This is a genomic window from Kangiella profundi (assembly GCF_002838765.1).
Classification (GTDB): domain Bacteria; phylum Pseudomonadota; class Gammaproteobacteria; order Enterobacterales; family Kangiellaceae; genus Kangiella; species Kangiella profundi.
Genome location: NZ_CP025120.1, coordinates 1,050,389 through 1,069,792, shown reverse-complemented (window position 1 = coordinate 1,069,792; position 19,404 = coordinate 1,050,389). Strand labels below are relative to the sequence as shown.

13 protein-coding genes are annotated in these 19,404 nt (G+C 45.0%); 11 read left to right on the top strand and 2 right to left on the bottom strand.

Annotated elements, in window-relative coordinates:
• Positions 1-33: 33 nt before the first annotated feature.
• From CW740_RS05050 to CW740_RS05000, 11 genes are all read left to right on the top strand, one after another.
• Positions 34-1,194 carry an isovaleryl-CoA dehydrogenase gene (locus CW740_RS05050; protein WP_106646514.1) on the top strand — a complete coding sequence of 387 codons (1,161 nt, stop codon included), beginning with the start codon at positions 34-36 and terminating at the stop codon, positions 1,192-1,194.
• A 362-nt stretch (positions 1,195-1,556) separates the two neighbouring features.
• A complete protein-coding gene (locus CW740_RS05045; protein ID WP_106648039.1) occupies positions 1,557-2,735 on the top strand; it encodes a thiolase family protein in 1,179 nt (392 codons plus the stop codon).
• A 192-nt stretch (positions 2,736-2,927) separates the two neighbouring features.
• On the top strand, positions 2,928-4,064 hold the full coding sequence (locus tag CW740_RS05040; protein WP_106646513.1) for an acyl-CoA dehydrogenase: 1,137 nt from the start codon (positions 2,928-2,930) through the stop codon (positions 4,062-4,064).
• Between the two features lie 15 nt (positions 4,065-4,079).
• Positions 4,080-5,690 carry a carboxyl transferase domain-containing protein gene (locus CW740_RS05035; protein WP_106646512.1) on the top strand — a complete coding sequence of 537 codons (1,611 nt, stop codon included), beginning with the start codon at positions 4,080-4,082 and terminating at the stop codon, positions 5,688-5,690.
• 15 nt (positions 5,691-5,705) lie between these two features.
• The gene (locus tag CW740_RS05030) at positions 5,706-6,536 is read left to right on the top strand and encodes an enoyl-CoA hydratase/isomerase family protein (RefSeq protein ID WP_106646511.1); all 831 of its coding nucleotides are present in this window, start codon (positions 5,706-5,708) and stop codon (positions 6,534-6,536) included.
• Between the two features lie 21 nt (positions 6,537-6,557).
• The gene (locus CW740_RS05025; protein ID WP_106646510.1) at positions 6,558-8,567 is read left to right on the top strand and encodes an acetyl/propionyl/methylcrotonyl-CoA carboxylase subunit alpha; all 2,010 of its coding nucleotides are present in this window, start codon (positions 6,558-6,560) and stop codon (positions 8,565-8,567) included.
• Positions 8,567-9,508 carry a hydroxymethylglutaryl-CoA lyase gene (locus tag CW740_RS05020; protein ID WP_106646509.1) on the top strand — a complete coding sequence of 314 codons (942 nt, stop codon included), beginning with the start codon at positions 8,567-8,569 and terminating at the stop codon, positions 9,506-9,508. The genes CW740_RS05025 and CW740_RS05020 overlap by 1 nt, the downstream gene beginning before the upstream one ends.
• Positions 9,509-9,551: 43 nt before the next feature.
• Positions 9,552-10,253, top strand: a complete 702-nt coding sequence (locus CW740_RS05015; protein WP_106646508.1) for a CoA transferase subunit A — start codon at positions 9,552-9,554, stop codon at positions 10,251-10,253.
• 10 nt (positions 10,254-10,263) lie between these two features.
• Positions 10,264-10,923 (top strand): CoA transferase subunit B, encoded by a 660-nt coding sequence (locus CW740_RS05010; RefSeq protein ID WP_106646507.1) that lies wholly within the window; start codon positions 10,264-10,266, stop codon positions 10,921-10,923.
• A gap of 169 nt (positions 10,924-11,092) precedes the next feature.
• Positions 11,093-13,252: a S46 family peptidase gene (locus CW740_RS05005; protein ID WP_106648037.1), complete on the top strand. Its 2,160-nt coding sequence runs from the start codon at positions 11,093-11,095 to the stop codon at positions 13,250-13,252.
• A 241-nt stretch (positions 13,253-13,493) separates the two neighbouring features.
• Positions 13,494-16,016 carry an EAL domain-containing protein gene (locus CW740_RS05000; RefSeq protein ID WP_106646506.1) on the top strand — a complete coding sequence of 841 codons (2,523 nt, stop codon included), beginning with the start codon at positions 13,494-13,496 and terminating at the stop codon, positions 16,014-16,016.
• 48 nt (positions 16,017-16,064) lie between these two features.
• On the opposite strand, the gene CW740_RS04995 is transcribed toward CW740_RS05000, so the two are convergent.
• Both CW740_RS04995 and acnB read right to left on the bottom strand, forming a co-directional pair.
• A complete protein-coding gene (locus tag CW740_RS04995; protein WP_106646505.1) occupies positions 16,065-16,469 on the bottom strand; it encodes an MAPEG family protein in 405 nt (134 codons plus the stop codon).
• A gap of 112 nt (positions 16,470-16,581) precedes the next feature.
• Positions 16,582-19,194 (bottom strand): bifunctional aconitate hydratase 2/2-methylisocitrate dehydratase, encoded by a 2,613-nt coding sequence (gene acnB / locus CW740_RS04990; RefSeq protein WP_106646504.1) that lies wholly within the window; start codon positions 19,192-19,194, stop codon positions 16,582-16,584.
• Between the last annotated feature and the right edge of the window lie 210 nt (positions 19,195-19,404).

Sequence of the window (19,404 nt, the reverse complement as noted above, 5' to 3'; positions counted from 1 at the left end):
TTGAATTGTTGAAATTAAGATAGAGGAACAAGCATGTATCCATCGTTGAACTTTGACCTAGGTGAAACCGCCGACATGATCCGCGAAATGGTTCGTGGATTTGCTGAGAAAGAAATTGCTCCAATTGCTGAAAAGACCGATCACGATAATCTGTTCCCACATCATTTATGGCAGAAATTTGGTGAGCTAGGTCTATTAGGCATAACCGTCGAAGAAGAATACGGCGGCTCAGGCATGGGCTACCTTGAACACGTTGTGGCGATGGAAGAAATCAGCCGCGCCAGCGCTTCAATCGGCTTAAGCTATGGTGCTCACTCTAATCTGTGTGTTAACCAGATCCGTCGTAATGGCTCAGAAGAACAAAAGAAAAAGTACTTACCAAAATTATGTTCTGGTGAGCACGTTGGCGCATTGGCCATGTCTGAACCAGGAGCAGGTTCTGATGTTGTGGGCATGAAATTACGTGCCGAGCTGAAAGGCGATAAGTACATTCTTAATGGCAACAAAATGTGGATTACCAATGGTCCAGAAGCCGATGTATTGGTTGTTTATGCCAAAACCGAGCCAGATGCAGGTTCAAAAGGCATCACAGCATTCATCATCGAAAAAGGCTTCAAAGGTTTCTCAACAGCGCAAAAACTGGATAAGTTGGGTATGCGCGGTTCAAACACTTGTGAATTAGTTTTTGAAGATTGTGAAGTGCCTGCCGAAAACGTCATGGGCCCTGTTAATGAAGGTGTTAAAATCCTAATGAGCGGTCTGGATTATGAGCGTGCTGTTTTAGCCGCTGGTCCTCTCGGTATCATGCGCGCCTGTATGGATGTAGTTGTTCCTTATGTGCACGAGCGTAAGCAGTTTGGTAAGCCAATCGGCTCTTTCCAATTAATCCAAGGTAAAGTCGCAGACATGTATACCACTATGAACGCCAGTCGCGCGTATGTTTATGCTGTTGCCAAAGCCTGTGATCGTGGTGAAACCACTCGTAAAGACGCAGCTGCAGCGATTCTATTCGCAGCAGAAAATGCTACTAAACTAGCATTAGACGCGATTCAGGTACTAGGCGGTAATGGTTACATCAACGAATACCCAACAGGTCGTTTATTACGTGACGCCAAATTGTATGAAATCGGCGCGGGTACTTCGGAGATCCGCCGTATGTTGATCGGTCGTGAGTTGTTTAACGAAACAGCCTAAAATGTTTAAATTTACCAACTCATTGTTAAAAGTTAGTTCGAAGTGCTCATTTAGTTTACTAAACTCCGCGCTTCTCACTAACTTTTGCCGCGATTTGGCTGCATTTAATTCACTTTAAATATGCATCTAAACGGAAAGAAAAAAAATTAGTAAGAGAAGTTATCGAGCGATGCTAGAACGCGGCAAATGATAACTTCTCTAGTAAACATTTAAATTCACTTTGTAGAAGAAGTGAGCGAGCGAAGTTAAGACAAGGCAAAAAGTTTTGAAAATGCGCAGTGGACATAAGGTCCATGAACACATTTGATAAACTTTTTAACGCAGTATTAGCAAGCACAGCCACTTCGGAAGAGGAAATACTTATGTCAGATCCTATCGTAATTGTCAGCGCTGCTCGTACGCCAATGGGCGGATTCGGCGGCGCACTATCAACTGTCAAATCAACTGAACTTGGCGCTACCGCTATTAAATCTGCAGTAGAGCGAGCAGGTATCAAAGCCGATGATGTTCAAGAAGTCATTATGGGCTGTGTTCTTCCTGCTGGTGTCGGACAGGCTCCGGCTCGCCAGGCTTCATTAGGTGCTGGCCTGCCAAAAACCACTGGTGCTACTACAGTGAACAAAGTATGTGGCTCTGGCATGAAAACCATTATGCTTGCACACGACCTGTTAAAAGCTGGCACCAACGACGTTATGGTTGCTGGCGGCATGGAGAGCATGAGTCTTGCTCCTTACCTATTGCCTACAGGTCGTTTTGGTCAACGCTTTGGTCATGGTAAAACTTTAGACCATATGGCTTTTGACGGCTTGGAAGATGCTTATGAAGGTCAAGCGATGGGCGTTTATGCTGAGCAGACAGTAGAAAAGTACGGCTTCACTCGTGAAGACCAGGATGCTTACGCGATTGAGTCATTAGCTCGTGCAAACAAAGCAATTGAAGAAGGCTCATTCAAAAACGAAATCGTTCCTGTCACAGTAAAATCTCGCAAAGGTGACGTTGAAGTTGATACTGACGAGCAACCACTAAAAGCCCGTCCAGACAAGATCCCTTCATTGCGCCCTGCCTTCAAAAAAGACGGTACTGTTACTGCAGCTAACGCCAGCTCTATTTCTGATGGTGCAGCAGCAGTTGTCTTGATGCGTCAGTCTGAAGCTGAAAAGCGTGGTTTAAAACCTCTGGCTAAGATTGTTGCTCAATCAACCAATGCCCGTATTCCAGCTGAGTTTACCATTGCTCCTGTTGGCGCCATCCAAAAAGTATTGGATAACGCTGGCTGGTCAAAAGATGATGTGGATTTATTCGAAATTAACGAAGCATTCGCTGTAGTCACAATGGCGGCGATGAAAGATTTAGAACTTGACCACGCTAAAGTCAATGTTCATGGCGGTGCCTGTGCACTGGGCCACCCAATCGGCTGTTCTGGTACGCGTATTGTTGTGACTTTGATTGAAGCTTTGCGTAAATATGGCAAGTCAAAAGGCGTTGCATCGTTATGTATTGGTGGTGGTGAAGCAACAGCATTGGCCATTGAGCTCATCTAAATGGCCTTTTTATCCAATAGCATTTAAAAATTATCTTTTTACTTTAGCGCTTTGTTGGTTGTGTTCTCGAAAAGCATCATGGACTATAGTCCACTCAGCCTTCTCCGAGCACAACCGTCGCGCTCTAAAGCAAAAATCTTAATTTTAATGTGTAAAGTAAGATGAATTTTTATAAATCGGAAGAAGAACCTTATGATTCTGACTGAAGAACAAACAATGATTCAGGATATGGCCAGGGGCTATGTGCAAGAGCGCATTGCCCCTTTTGCCGAAGAATGGGACAAGAATAAAACCTTCCCTGCAGAGGCCTTAAAAGGTCTGGCTGAATTAGGTTTTTACGGCATGCTGGTACCTGAGCAATGGGGCGGCTGTGAGATTGGTTATGTCGCTGCAGCTCTAGTGTTAGAAGAAATTGCTGCGGGTGACGGTGCCTGCTCTACCATTATTTCGGTTACCAATTCTGTTGGCTGTATGCCGATTTTGAATTTCGGTACTGATGAGCAAAAAGAAAAGTTCCTTAAGCCACTCGCTTCAGGTGAAAAGCTCGGTGCATTCTGCTTAACCGAACCGCATGCTGGTAGCGATGCTTCAGACCTTAAAACTAAGGCTGTCAAAGACGGTGATTCGTACGTTATCAACGGTTCCAAGCAATTCATTACTTCCGGTAAGAACGGCGATATCGCAATTGTTTTTGCAGTGACCGATCCGAGTGCGGGCAAAAAAGGTATTAGCGCCTTTATCGTACCAACAGACACACCTGGCTACATTGTCGCCAATATCGAAGACAAAATGGGTCAGAATGCATCGGACACAGCACAGATTGTTTTCGAAGATTGCAGAATCCCAGCTGAGAACCTATTAGGTAAAGAAGGCGAAGGTTACAAGATTGCTCTTTCTGGTCTTGAAGGCGGACGTATTGGTATCGCAGCTCAGGCTGTGGGTATGGCTCGTGCGGCTTATGAGTATGCACTTCAATACTCAAAAGAAAGAACCTCATTTGGAAAACCAATCAATCAACATCAGGCAGTGCAATTTAAGCTGGCCGATATGGCAACACAGGTTGAAGCTGCTCGCCAGATGGTGTTACATGCTGCGGAGTTACGCGACAATAACCTGCCCTGCCTCAAAGAAGCCTGTATGGCAAAATTATATGCTTCGGAAGTCGCCGAAAAAGTATGCTCAGACGCTATTCAGGTCTTGGGCGGCTACGGCTATCTAAAAGACTATCCAGTAGAGCGAATTTATCGCGATGTTCGTATCGCGCAGATTTACGAAGGTACAAGCGAAGTTCAGCGCATGGTTATTGGCCGCGCTATCGCATCAGAATAACATTAGGACAGACATATGCCTGTAATTAAATCGTCACTCAATCCTCGTAGCGCAAGTTTTACCGAGAACGCCGAAGCCATGACGGCTTTGGTCGATGACTTGCGTGACAAGATGGAATATATCACCCAAGGAGGTGGACCAAAGTATCAGGAAAAGCACCTGTCTCGCGGTAAACTTTTACCTCGCGAGCGCGTACGCAAACTTCTTGATGTGGGCTCGCCATTTTTGGAAATTTCACAAATGGCTGCATGGGATTTGTATGATAACAAAGTTCCCGCAGCTGGATTGATTGCGGGTATTGGCCGCGTTTCTGGCGTCGAGTGTATGATTGTTGCCAACGATGCAACGGTTAAGGGCGGTACCTACTTTCCTGAAACTGTAAAAAAGCATTTACGCGCACAGGAAATTGCTGAGCAGAATAATCTGCCTTGCATATATCTGGTCGATTCAGGTGGTGCTAACCTGCCTCAGCAGGATGAAGTGTTCCCGGACAAAGAGCACTTTGGTCGAATCTTCTACAACCAGGCCAATATGTCTGCTAAAGGGATTCCTCAAATCGCGGTAGTCATGGGCTCATGTACAGCCGGTGGTGCTTATGTGCCGGCTATGGCTGATGAGTCGATTATCGTCAAAGAACAAGGCACCATTTTCTTAGGTGGTCCACCGCTAGTTAAAGCAGCAACCGGTGAAGTCGTTTCCAGCGAAGACTTAGGCGGTGCCGACGTTCACTGTAAAACTTCAGGTGTGACTGACCATTATGCCTTGAATGATGAGCATGCCTTAAAATTAGCGCGTCAGGTTGTGTCTAACTTGAATCGCAAAAAAACTCCTTCTGTTACTCTAAAGAAACCAGTTGACCCGCTATACCCTGCTGAAGAACTGTATGGCGTGATTAATAAAGACCCACGGAAACCATTTGATATTCGTGAAATCATCGCGCGTATTGTTGATGGTTCTGAACTGGACGAATTTAAACCATTATATGGCAACACTTTGATCTGTGGTTTTGCCCGCATTCATGGTTATCCCGTAGGTATCGTTGCCAATAACGGTATTCTATTCTCGGAATCAGCATTGAAAGGCGCACACTTTATTGAGCTTTGCTCACAGCGTGGCATTCCTTTGGTTTTCCTACAGAACATCACTGGCTTCATGGTTGGCCGTAAATACGAAAACGAAGGTATTGCCAAACATGGCGCTAAGATGGTGACAGCTGTTGCCTGTGCTAAAGTGCCAAAGTTTACTGTAATTGTTGGTGGTAGTTTCGGTGCTGGTAACTACGGCATGTGTGGTCGTGCATATAGCCCTCGCTTCCTTTGGATGTGGCCAAATGCTCGTATCTCTGTAATGGGTGGCGAACAGGCTGCTAACGTATTGGCGCAAATTAAGCGTGATAATTTTGAGCGCGCTGGCCAGCCAATGTGGTCCGCAGAAGAAGAAAAAGAATTTAAGCGTCCGATTGAAGAGCAATATGAAAAGCAAGGCCACCCTTACTATTCCAGTGCTCGCTTGTGGGACGACGGTATTATCGATCCAGCAGATACTCGTATGGTGTTAGGTCTAGGCCTATCTGCCGCCATGAACAAAGAAGCCGAAGAAACCAAGTTCGGCGTCTTCAGAATGTAAGTCAGGACTGATCATATGAGTGAAGCATTAAACATTACCATTGATACCAATGAACTTGGTAAAACCGGTCGCGGTGTGGGTTACATTACCCTCACCCGCCCTGAAATTCACAATGCCTTTGACGACAAATTAATAGCCGAGCTGACTGAAGCATTTTCTGCCATGGAAAATAATTCTGAGGTAGAGGTGGTTGTCTTGCGCGCAGAAGGCAAAAGCTTTTCAGCTGGCGCTGACCTGAACTGGATGCGTCGCATGGCAGATTATTCCTGGGAAGAGAACTATCAGGACTCTCAGGCTCTGGCTACTTTGATGAACACCATCTACAGCATGAGCAAAACTACTGTCTGTCAGGTTCAGGGCGCTGCTTTTGGTGGCGGTGTCGGCCTGGTTGCTTGTTGTGACATCGTCATTGCATCCGAACGTGCCAGCTTCTGTTTATCGGAAGTAAAGCTTGGTCTGATTCCTGCAGTTATCAGCCCTTATGTCGTTAAAGCGATGGGTGAAAGACAGGCACAGAGATATTTCACTACTGCCGAGCGTTTTAAAGCTGATAAAGCAGCTGAGTTTGGTCTGGTCCATGAAGTTGTTGCTGAAGAATCATTGGTTGAAAAAACCAATGAAGTCATTGCAACTTTGTTAAGTAATGGTCCACAGGCTGTTAAAGCAGCAAAAGATTTAATCAGAGCTGTAGCGAATCAAACCATTGACCAATCCTTGATGGATGAAACGGCACGTCGTATTGCTGACATTCGTGCCAGCGAGCAAGGTAAAGAAGGTTTGAACGCTTTCCTCGAAAAACGTACTGCCGATTGGTCTATAGGCCAGTCTGAAAGCAGCTCACAATAATTGGTTAAGGAAACAGCGAACATGTTTACGAAAATATTGATTGCTAACCGTGGTGAGATTGCTTGCCGCGTCATAAAAACGGCGAAAAAACTGGGCATCAAAACCGTTGCCGTTTACTCGGAGGCCGATAAAGATGCCATGCATGTGGCGATGGCTGATGAAGCGGTTTACCTTGGCCCTGCTCCTGCGCGTGAGTCTTATCTTAAAAGCGATTTGATCATCGAAGCCTGTAAGAAAACAGGCGCACAGGCAGTTCACCCAGGTTATGGCTTCCTGTCAGAAAATGCAGATTTTGCTAAGAAACTGGCTGAAAACGATATCGAATTCATTGGCCCGCCTGAAGGCGCCATAATTGCCATGGGCTCAAAGTCCGCAGCCAAGGAAATCATGGAAGAAGCCAAGGTACCTTTGGTTAAAGGCTATCATGGCGACAATCAGGACGCTGACTTCCTGAAGTCACAGGCAGATGAGATTGGTTACCCAGTCATCATCAAGGCTACAGCTGGCGGTGGCGGTAAAGGCATGCGCATCGTCTGGAAAGAAGAAGAGTTTGCTTCTAGCCTAGCTTCCTGTAAGCGTGAGTCTGCAGCGTCCTTTAGCGATGACAAAGTCTTGGTGGAAAAATACATCACTAAGCCTCGTCACGTTGAGATTCAAGTATTTGCCGATAAGCATGGTAATGCGGTGCATTTATTTGAGCGTGACTGTTCAGTGCAACGTCGTCATCAGAAAGTCATAGAAGAAGCTCCAGCGCCTGGTTTAAGTGAAGATACTCGCTCCAAGATGGGGCAGGTTGCAATTCGTGCTGCTCAGGCGATTGGTTATGTGGGCGCCGGTACGGTGGAATTCCTATACGATGAAGACGAATCATTCTACTTCATGGAAATGAACACGCGCTTGCAGGTAGAACACCCCGTTACTGAAAAGATTACTGGCCAAGACTTAGTAGAGTGGCAATTGAAAGTTGCCGCAGGTCAGGAACTGCCAATGCAGCAGGACGAATTAAGCATCAATGGTCATGCTTTTGAAGTGCGTATCTATGCTGAGGATCCTAATCAGGACTTCCTGCCAGCAACCGGTACATTGCTGCATTTAAATACTCCTGACGAAACTGAACATGTTCGGATTGATACCGGTGTCACTCAAGGCGATACAGTATCAGTACATTACGATCCAATGATTGCCAAGCTAATCGTTTGGGACCAGGACCGTAATGCAGCACTGGCTCGCCTACGCGGAGCATTAGCTCAGTATCAGGTAGTGGGCTTAACCACTAACGTTCCTTTCCTTTCGGCATTGGCACACTGCCAGGGCTTTGAGGATCTTGATTTAGATACTAACTTTATTGAGCGCTACAAGGATGACTTAATCCTTGATGAAGAAGCAGCTGATGATGATACCCTGGTCGCAGCAGCGGTTTATCAACTGTTAAAGCGTGAGCAAACTGCCGCAGAAAATGCAAAGAACAGCGAAGACCCCTACTCACCCTGGCATTCAGTTAATGGCTGGCGTTTGAATACCGACAACCATCATACTTTTGAATATCTGGACAAAGTGGATGGCATTGCAAATGACGTAGAAGTGGTTGTTCATTTCCGCAATGATGGCTATTTACTCGATCTGCCAAATGGCGAGCTACCTGTTAATAGTGCGACCTTGAATGGTCATATTCTTCGTCTTGATGCCAACGGCAAACGTTACAACGCCACAGTGGTAGATGATGGTGCTAACTTGCACATTTTCATTCACGGTCATTATAAAGTGCTAGAAAAAGTTGAGCGCGGTCTGGCCGGTGACTCAGAGGACTCAGGTGGCAGTCTGACTGCACCAATGCCGGGAACTGTGATTGAAGTTCTGGTCAGTGAAGGTGATCACGTTGAGTCAGGTCAGCCTTTGGTTATCCTTGAAGCGATGAAGATGGAACACACCATTAATGCACCGAGCGCTGGTGTGGTCAGTGAGATTCACTACGCAGCTGGTGACCTGGTTGATGATGGTGCTGAACTGTTATCACTGGAGGTGGCTGAATAATGGTTATGGTCTCGGACAACCCTGCCCTGCCCACGCACGTTAAAATCGTTGAGATGGGCCCACGTGATGGATTACAGAATGAAAAACAGCCAGTTTCAACAGAAGTTAAGCTTGAGTTGATTCGTCGTTTAATCGATGCTGGTGAAAAACATATTGAAGCGACAGCATTTGTGTCACCTAAATGGGTTCCACAAATGGCGGACCACCATGACATAATGGCTGGCCTTAAAGTGTTTCCTGAAGCACAGGACGGAAGCGTCTGGTTTCCAGTGTTAACCCCAAACCTTAAAGGTTTTGAAGGTGCTTTGGCGGGTGGCGCCAAAGAAGTGGCTGTTTTTGCCGCAGCATCTGAAAGCTTCTCGCAAAAAAACATCAACTGTTCTATCGCAGAATCGATTGAGCGATTCAAGCCCGTTATAGAAGCCGCCAAAGAACAAGGCATTAAAGTACGCGGCTATGTTTCCTGTGTACTGGGCTGCCCATTTGAAGGCGATATAGCACCAGAAAAAGTTGCTGAAGTAGCCAAGGCATTGTATGACTTAGGCTGCTACGAAATTTCTCTGGGCGACACCATTGGCGTTGGTACACCGAACAAGGCGCGCGCTATGATAGCAGCGGTTGCCGAGCATGTACCGACCAATAAATTAGCCTGTCACTTCCACGATACTTATGGTCAGGCATTAGCCAATATTTATGCATGCCTTGAGCTTGGAGTTGCCACAGTTGATAGCTCAGTTGCAGGTTTGGGCGGTTGCCCTTACGCACCAGGTGCTACCGGCAATGTTGCAACAGAAGATGTCGTTTATATGCTTAACGGTTTAGGGATTGAAACCGGTATCAATTTAAATAAACTGGTCGAGGCTGGTGCTTATATTTCAGAGCAACTGGGTCGTCGACCCGTATCCCGCGCGGCTAATGCATTATTAGCCAAGCGTAATTAGTCATAAATAATAATCAATTCATTCGATTTGACGAGGATTAAACATGTCAGGTTTTGATAAAGTCGTACACAGTTACGAGGAAGCCTTAGAAGGCTTTACCGATAATATGACCGTCATGGTCGGCGGATTTGGCCTATGCGGTATTCCTGAAGGCTTGATTGAGCAAGTCTATAAAATGGGCTGCAAAGGCTTAACAGCCATTTCCAACAACGCAGGCGTTGATGGGTTTGGTCTAGGTAAATGGTTAGAGAAACGTCAGATCAGCACCATGATTGGCTCCTACGTTGGCGAAAATGAGCTGTTCGAAAAGTTGCTACTGTCTGGCGAGATGGAAGTGATTTTGACACCGCAAGGAACATTGGCTGAAAAAATCCGTGCTGGCGGTGCTGGTATCCCAGCTTTCTTCACAGCGACAGGTTTTGGTACTCAGGTCGCTGAAGGCAAGGAAACACGCAACATTGACGGTCGCGATTATGTTCTTGAACCTTCTTTAACTGCTGACTTTGCCTTAATCAAGGCTTGGAAAGCGGACACTATGGGCAACCTGATTTTCAACAAAACAGCCATGAACTTTAACCCAATGATGGCGACGGCCGGTAAGATCACCGTTGCTGAAGTTGAAGAAATTGTTGAGCCTGGCGAACTAGATCCTAACTTCATTCATACTCCAGGCATTTATGTACAGCGCGTTATCAAAGGCGAAAACTTTGAGAAACGTATCGAACAACGCACAGTAAGGTCATAAGGAGCGCATCATGGCATTAACACGTGAACAAATCGCCATGCGAGTGGCGCAAGAACTTGAAGACGGTTTCTACGTAAACCTGGGTATTGGTATCCCTACTCTAGTTGCAAACTATATCCCTGAAGGCGTCAAAGTAATGCTTCAGTCTGAAAACGGTTTGTTAGGCATGGGCCAGTTCCCTACCGAAGAAACAATTGACCCTGACTTGATTAACGCAGGCAAACAGACAGTAACTGCAGTGACTGGTGCAGCTTTCTTCTCTTCAGCGGAAAGCTTTGCAATGATTCGCGGTGGGCACGTTGATTTAACTGTACTGGGTGCTTTTGAGGTCGATCAGGAAGGCAATATCGCGTCCTGGATGATTCCTGGCAAACTGGTTAAAGGTATGGGCGGCGCAATGGATTTGGTAGCAGGTGCTGAAAACATCATTGTTACTATGACCCACGCTAATAAACATGGCGTTTCAAAAATCTTGAAACAGTGTACGCTTCCCCTTACCGGTGCTAAATGTATTAAGCGCGTGATTACTGAGCTTGCACTGATGGAAATTAAAGACGGTGCCTTCCACCTTCTAGAGCGTGCACCGGGTGTATCCGTTGAAGAAATCAAAGAGAAAACTGAAGCAGATTTGGTTGTTCCAGATCATGTTCCAGAAATGAAGTTGAATTAAGAGTATTAGTTTTAATTTAATACCAGATATAACAACTCTTAAGAGCCGGCTCAACTGCCGGCTTTTTTGTAATATTTATTAACACTTTTCCGAAATTACGCATTAGAAATCTATGGCTAATGCTTTAGGATTAATCGGTTATTCTTTTAACAACAAAGTAGAGAGTCCAATGAAAAAATTATTGATCACTGCGGCTTTATCACTTGCTGTTTCGCCCTTAATGGCGGACGAAGGCATGTGGCAGCCTCATCAGTTACCAACCATTAAAAAACAGCTAAAAAAAGCTGGCATCAAAATTAACCCTAACAAGCTTACCGAACTGACTGAATTCCCAATGGGAGCTGTTATTAGCCTGGGTGGCTGTACAGCATCATTCCTTTCGCCTCAAGGTTTAGTAGCAACCAATCACCATTGTGCTTACGGCAGCATCCAGTTTAATTCGACTGCAGAGAATAACCTTTTAGATAAAGGTTTCCTTGCTGAGTCACTTGATAAGGAACTTCCTGCAGCACCCGGCTCACGAGTTTACGTTACTGTTAATGTCAGCGATGTGACTTCTAATGTGAACGCAGCCAGCGGTGAGCTTTCTGGTCTTGATCGTTATAAAGCTATTGAGAACACTGAAAAAGCATTAGTTGCAGAATGTGAGCAGGATGCCGGCCACCGTTGTAACGTTGTTTCTTTCCATGGCGGTTTAGAGTATTACCTGATTAAGCAATTGGAAATTAAGGATGTACGCCTAGTTTACGCGCCGTCTTCTCATATTGGTAAGTATGGCGGTGATGTCGATAACTGGATGTGGCCACGTCACACCGGTGATTTTGCTTTCTATCGCGCTTATGTCGATAAAGATGGCAACCCAGCCGAATACTCTGAGGATAATGTCCCTTATGAGCCAGAGCACTACCTCAAAGTCAATAAAGAAGGGGTTGATAAAGGCGACTTCGTGATGGTTGCAGGTTATCCAGGAAGCACAAACCGCTATCGCACCAGTGCTGAAGTGAAAAATCAGTTTGAGTGGTGGTATCCGACATTCCGAAATACGCTACAGGAATATATCAGCCTGATTGAAGAAACGGCTCCAGAGGGCACAGATGCACGTGTTAAATATGCAAGCACACTGGCTGGTCTTAACAATGCCGAGAAAAACTGGGGCAGTATGATTGAAAGCTATGCCAAAGGTGATCTTTTGGAGCGCAAAATTGCTCTCGAAAATGATCTTAAAGCATGGCTTGAAGCAAACCCTAACATGCAGGCAAAACATGGCGATGCCATTGATGCATTGAATGCACTGATTCTTGAAAATATCGCTGAACAGGAGCGCACTCTTCGCTCATGGGCAATTAACCGCGATACACTGACTGGCACTGCAGCGCGCCTATATCGTCTAGCGCTCGAAAAGCAGAAGCCTGATGCAGAGCGCGAGCCTGGTTATCAGGAACGCGATATGGTTCGCTTCAAGGAAGGCCTGAAAAGTATGGAGCGTCGCTGGGATGCAGATGTTGAAAAAGCACTGTTGAAGCATTTCGCACCTTTATATGCTGAACTACCTGCCGATCAACGTCTTAAGTCTTACGATGAATTTATGGGTATTGGTGAAACGTTTGATGCTGAAGCTTTTGGCAAAAAAGTAGATGTGATGTATGCCAAAACCAAATTGAATGATCTTGAAACTCGTCTTGCCTGGATGGACAAGTCAGTTGAAGACTTCAAACAATCTAATGACCCATACATTCAGCTTGCTGTAGCGACCTATGATGAAAAGTTCGAACGTGAACTTGAAAGCAAAGAGCGTGGCGGTAAATTCCAGGAGCTTCGTCCTCAATACATGTCAGCAATTATTGATTATTACAAATCGATGGATAAACCTGTCTATGCTGATGCCAATAGCACGCTTCGTGTAACTTACGGTAATGTTAAAGGCTACTCGCCAAAAGATGGGCTTTATGCCACTCCTTTCACGACACTTGAAGGCATTGCGGCTAAGCATACCGGGGAAGAACCTTTTAATTCGCCACAAAATCAACTGGATTTAATCAAATCTAAAAAATATGGCGATTACCTGGATAAAGATCTAGGCAGCGTACAGGTAAACTTTCTGACCACACTGGACGTCACCGGTGGTAACTCAGGTTCCCCTACTCTGAATGCCAATGCTGAGTTTGTTGGCCTGATTTTTGATGGTGTCTATGAGTCAATTATCGCGGACTGGGACTATAACGATGATTTGAACCGTTCTATCCACGTTAGCAGTGCTTATATGCTGTGGGTTATGGAGCACGTTGATAACGCTCATAATCTCATCAAAGAAATGGAAATCGTTGATTAAAAATAACTATTTGTTCTGTTTCAAGCCGGCTCCTGTAGCCGGCTTTTTTGTGAGCGCTATAAATTGGATAAAAACTAAACTTTTCAAAAGGTTAGTCTGCCAATCTCAACAATTATATTGCACAATTTTATAATTAAAGCTAAGGTGGTTACGTCTATCTGGAGGGCCTACTTTGTTGTTGAAAACTATACGCTTTTGCACATTAGTCATAATCACGCACTTTACCCTACTTGCAGGCGTTTTGAGTGCAGCTGAAGCTCAGCCAACAAAAACATTAAGAGTTGCCATTCTGGATGCACCCCCTGCTCTTATCCCAAGCGACAGCGGTAATCACTCTGGTTTTCTGGTCGACTTCTTAGAGGAAATAGCAGAGCGCGAAAACTGGCGCATTCAGTGGCTCTATCTTAAATGGCCAGAGATCATCAATACCGCTAAAAGAGCGGAACTTGACCTTATTCCATTCGTCGCCTACTCCAGGCAACGCGCAGAGTTTCTCGACTACAACTCAATCAGCTATATCACCGGTTGGGGACAGGTTTACATTCACCCAGATGAGCAGTTACTTGAAAACATTTTTGATTTTGAAGGCAAGACTATTGCAGTAGTAAAAGACGAAATCTACGCCATTCAATTTGCCAACCTCTGTGCCCAGTTCGATATCATTTGTCACCTTAAAGAAGTGCAGGACTACAAGTCCGCCTTTGCTTTATTGGATAAGCGTCTAGTTGATGGAGCTGTAAGTGGTAACCTGGTTGGCTATAGCTTTGAGAAGCGGTTTAATATTGAGCGTACACCAATCGTTTTTAATCCTTCAAAAGTCCTTTTCGCAAGCCCCAAGGGTAAAAATGCGGATGTATTACAGACCATAGATAACTATCTTGATGAATGGAAAGATAACCCCTCCTCCCCCTATTATGAAATCAATGAACGTTGGCTAGGTAAAGACAATACCAACACATTTCTTCCAACATGGCTCCTCTACAGTCTTGTCGGATTATTGGGTTTACTCATTATTACCGGACTTGTTGTTCTAATTCTGCGCAAACAGATTCGAAAAAAGACGGCGGATCTTGCAGATAAAACTGACCAAATCAAACAAATTATAAACTTAGTTCCGCACATGATTTACGCCACTAATGCTAACGGTGAAGTCATACTGGCAAACCGATATGCGGCCAACTTTTTTGGTTTAACCCAGAAAGAATTTGATGATATAAATATTGAGCAACTTAAAAACCAAATACCAGAAGCAAGCAAACTGTTTGAGGATGAGGAGTACCTGCTAAGAAAAGATGCTGTCGCAGTGGATAAGCAATTGAAAGTAAAAGCCAGCAATAACAAAACAACCTATTTCAATATATCTAAAGTCCCTTTTGTGGGTCGCTATAGCCGTGTTCCAGCAGTGGTGACCGTCGGTGTCGACATCACTGAGTCAAAAGAATTTGAGCAACAAATTCAGCATATGGCACAGCATGATTCCTTAACAGGATTACCAAACCGACTATTGCTCAATGACCGCATCAATCAATCTATCGCCCTCTCGCTACGCCACCATCATAATGGAGCAGTACTGTTTATTGATCTGGATTTCTTTAAAAACATTAATGATTCCATGGGGCACATGACCGGCGATAAATTACTGGTTGAGGTAGCTAAGCGCCTGGAGGATAACGTTCGTTCAGGAGACACCGTTGCTCGCTTGGGCGGTGACGAATTCATCATTCAACTCAGTGAGTTAAGTGATAATTCAGAAGATGCAGAGCAAGATGCGATAATAGTGGCTAAAAAGTTGCTTCAAACGCTGGGTAAAGGGTTTCGAATCAATGGTCAATCGCTTCATATTACTGCCAGTATAGGCATCGTAGTGTATCCTCGAGATGGTGACAGCCATGAGCTAATCATGCAGCGCGCAGATACAGCCATGTATCACGCCAAAGCCAAAGGACGTAATGGTTATGCCATTTTCAAGTCTGACATGGAAGCTGTAATCATGAGGCGTCAGACCTTGGAAAATGATTTACATAGAGCAATCTTTAACAATGAATTTTTCCTGTTGTATCAGCCACAGATTAATGGCTCAAATGGCAAATTATTAGGTGTTGAAGCCCTCATCCGCTGGAATCACCCCGAGCAGGGAATAATCTCGCCGCTCGAATTTATACCGATAGCAGAAGATAATGGCACCATTGTAAACATTGGTAGCTGGGTACTTGAGAAGGCATGCCAGCAGATAAAGTTCTGGATTGATGAGTATGGCAGTTCGCCTGTTATTTCGGTCAATCTATCATCTATTCAGCTTAGTCATGGTAATCTGGTTGAGACCATTTCCGGCTTGCTTCAATCAACCAAGATCCCTGCAGAATTACTAGAGCTCGAGGTTACAGAGACTCTGATAATTTACGAAGAGAAACGCTCTATTGAACTATTAAAAGCCCTTAAAAAACTTGGCGTTCGTATCTCCATCGATGATTTCGGTACAGGTTATTCATCTCTTAATCACCTTAAAAAGTTACCGTTGGACAAACTTAAAATTGACCGAACTTTTGTTAATGATATTCCGGGGGATCCAGACAGCGAAACCATCGTCAAAACGATCATTCGCATGAGCCAGGACCTTGGTTTGGAAGTGACAGCTGAAGGTGTAGAGAACATCGAACAGTTAGAGTTTTTAAAAGAAGAGCACTGCCCACAATTCCAGGGGTATTACTTTGATAAGCCTATTAGCCCAATGGTCATTCAGGATAAATATCTGGAACAAAAATAAACCACCCCGCCACATAGGACTGGGTGGTTTACTGTTAGTTTGAAATGATTAAGCTGCGGCGTTAAAGCCAATAAAGTAACCGATTAAATAACCAGAAAGTACTAACATCACCAGCCAGGTCAAAATCACACCATAAAAACGGCCAAATGATTTACCCACACTTTTTGACAAGCCTGCAGCATGCAATACCCTACCGAGAAGCAATGCTATGCCAGTACCATGCATAAACCACGTTGAGGCTCCCTGAATTTCTGCTAGCGCCATTAATAAAAGACAGATTGGGATATATTCAACCGCATTGCCATGCACTCGAATCGCTCTGGCTAAAACTTTTTCGCCATGCGAACCGATTCCAACCTGAAACTTTCTACGTAACATGACCACACGATACGATAACAACAAAATCAGTAAAGCTAACAGCCCAGCGTATAACGATGTAATTTCGATACTCATGTTGACCCCAGTTATTGTTCATTATTAATGAGCTACAATCTAGCAGACAGCTAGACATAAAAAAAGCCCACCGAAGTGGGCTTTCATTTTTAGCTAGTATAAAGCTAAAGCATTAAGCACCTACAGTTACTTTATTGGCAACTGGAATAGTGACTTTAGCAGCTTTTGCCTTGTACTCTTCCATCTGATGGAAGTTCATGTACTTATAGATATCTTTCGACAATGAGTCTAGCTTGCTGGCATAGCCCATGTACTCTTCAACAGTTGGTAAGCGACCCATTACCGCGGCAACAGAAGCAAGTTCCGCAGATGCCAGATAAACATTGGCACCTTGGCCCAAACGGTTAGGGAAGTTACGAGTTGAAGTAGAAACAACCGTTGACTTTGGAGCTACACGTGCCTGGTTACCCATGCACAATGAACAGCCCGGCATTTCTAGACGCGCACCCGAACGACCGAAGATGTTGTAGTGCCCTTCTTCCATCAATTGGTGCTCATCCATACGTGTTGGTGGAGCAATCCATAGCCGCGTTTCCAGAGTACCTGCTTCAACACTTTCCAGTAACTTAGATGCTGCGCGGAAGTGGCCAATGTTAGTCATACAAGAACCGATGAACACCTCATCAATCTTGTCACCAGCAACATCACTCAATAGACGCGCATCGTCTGGATCGTTCGGTGCACACAAGACTGGCTCTTTTAAGTTATCCATATCAATTTCGATAACAGCAGAATAGTCAGCGTCTTTGTCAGCTTCCATCAATGATGGGTTGGCCAACCACTCTTCCATCTTCTCAATACGACGTGAGATTGTACGCTCATCGCCATAGCCATTAGCAATCATCCACTTCAACAATACGATGTTAGATTGCAGATATTCTGCTACTGACTCTTCGCTCAACTTAATGGTACAACCTGCAGCTGAACGCTCGGCAGATGCATCAGACAATTCAAACGCCTGCTCAGCAGTCAAATGTTCAAGGCCTTCAATTTCAAGAATGCGTCCAGAGAAGATGTTTTTCTTGCCTGCTTTTTCAACGGTTAATAAGCCTTCTTTAATCGCCTGATAAGGAATCGCATGAACCAGATCACGCAATGTGATACCTGGCTGCATTTTACCCTTGAAGCGAACAAGAACTGATTCCGGCATATCCAATGGCATAACACCAGTCGCAGCTGCGAAAGCTACCAGACCAGAACCTGCAGGGAAAGAGATACCTAGAGGGAAGCGAGTATGCGAATCACCGCCAGTACCAACGGTATCTGGAAGTAACATACGGTTTAACCAGCTGTGGATAATACCGTCACCTGGACGTAACGAAACACCACCACGGTTCATAATGAAATCAGGAAGTGTGTGTTGAGTGTCAACGTCTACTGGCTTTGGATAAGCTGCTGTATGACAGAATGACTGCATTACCAGATCAGCCTGGAAACCTAAACAGGCCAGATCTTTCAGCTCATCACGAGTCATAGGACCGGTAGTGTCCTGAGAACCGACCGTAGTCATCATTGGCTCGCAGTATTGGCCTGGACGAACACCTTCAAGACCACAAGCCTTACCAACCATTTTTTGCGCTAACGTAAAGCCTTTACCAGTGTCATTAACTTCAGCAGGAGCGCGGAAGAAGTCAGCAGCAGGCAAACCTAAATAATCACGGGCACGCGTTGTCAAACCACGGCCAATGATCAACGGAATACGGCCACCGGCTTGGACTTCATCAAGTACAACACCTGTACCCAGGTCAAAAGTAGCAATAACCTCGCCACCCTTTTCAACCTTACCCTCATAAGGATAAATGTCGATAACATCACCAGTTTCCATTTTCGAAACATCAAGCTCTACAGGCAAAGAGCCGGCATCTTTCATGGTGTTATAAAAGATTGGAGCAATCTTGCCACCAAAACAGAAACCGCCGGCACGCTTGTTTGGAACATAAGGGATATCCTCACCCATGTGCCATAAAACAGAGTTTGTCGCAGATTTACGCGAAGAACCGGTACCTACAACATCGCCAACGTAGGCTAATGGATGGCCTTTTTCTTTAAGCTTTTCAATCGTTGAAATTGGACCAATTTCGCCCTCTTTGTCTGGATTGATGCCTTCACGCTCATTTTTCAACATAGCCAAAGCATGCAATGGAATATCAGGACGTGACCAGGCGTCTTGAGCTGGCGACAGGTCATCGGTATTGGTTTCGCCTGGAACCTTAAATACGGTTAAGGTGATTTTTTCTGCCAATGATGGCTTTTCTTTAAACCACTCGGCATTTGCCCAAGAATCAATCACAGCCTTGGCAATCGCGTTGCCTTTGTCTGCTTTTTCTGCAACGTCATGGAATGCATCGAACATCAATAGGGTGTGCTTTAATTTTTCACCAGCTAACTCCGCTAACTCAGAATCATCCAGAAGCTCGACCAAAGTTGCGATGTTGTAACCACCTAGCATAGTGCCTAACAACTTAGTTGCATGAGCTTTATCAATCAAAGGAGACTCAGCTTCACCCTTAGCAACGGCGGCAAGGAAAGCTGCTTTTACGTATGCAGCCTCGTCAACACCAGGCGGTACACGATGTGTTAATAATTCGACCAGAAATTCTTCTTCACCGGCTGGTGGGTTCTTTAATAACTCAACCAGTTGGCTCACTTGTTCAGCATTTAATGGTAAAGGCGGAATGCCTTGCTCGGCGCGTTCTGCAACATGATTTCTGTAAGCTTCTAACACTTAGGATTCCTCGTTGTTCGATGTTTGTTTTACCGCTGATATATCCGCTCTAGATCAGGCGGACGGCTCAGGGAGTCTCTCTAAAAAGGTGGCCGATTATAACACAGGCTTTATAGAATGTGAGCCATATCTTATATAGCTGAGGGCTAGTAAGATGTCGGTCAAGATACATCGGATGTGAAAAGCCCCTCATAAGGCCATTAAGTCAAT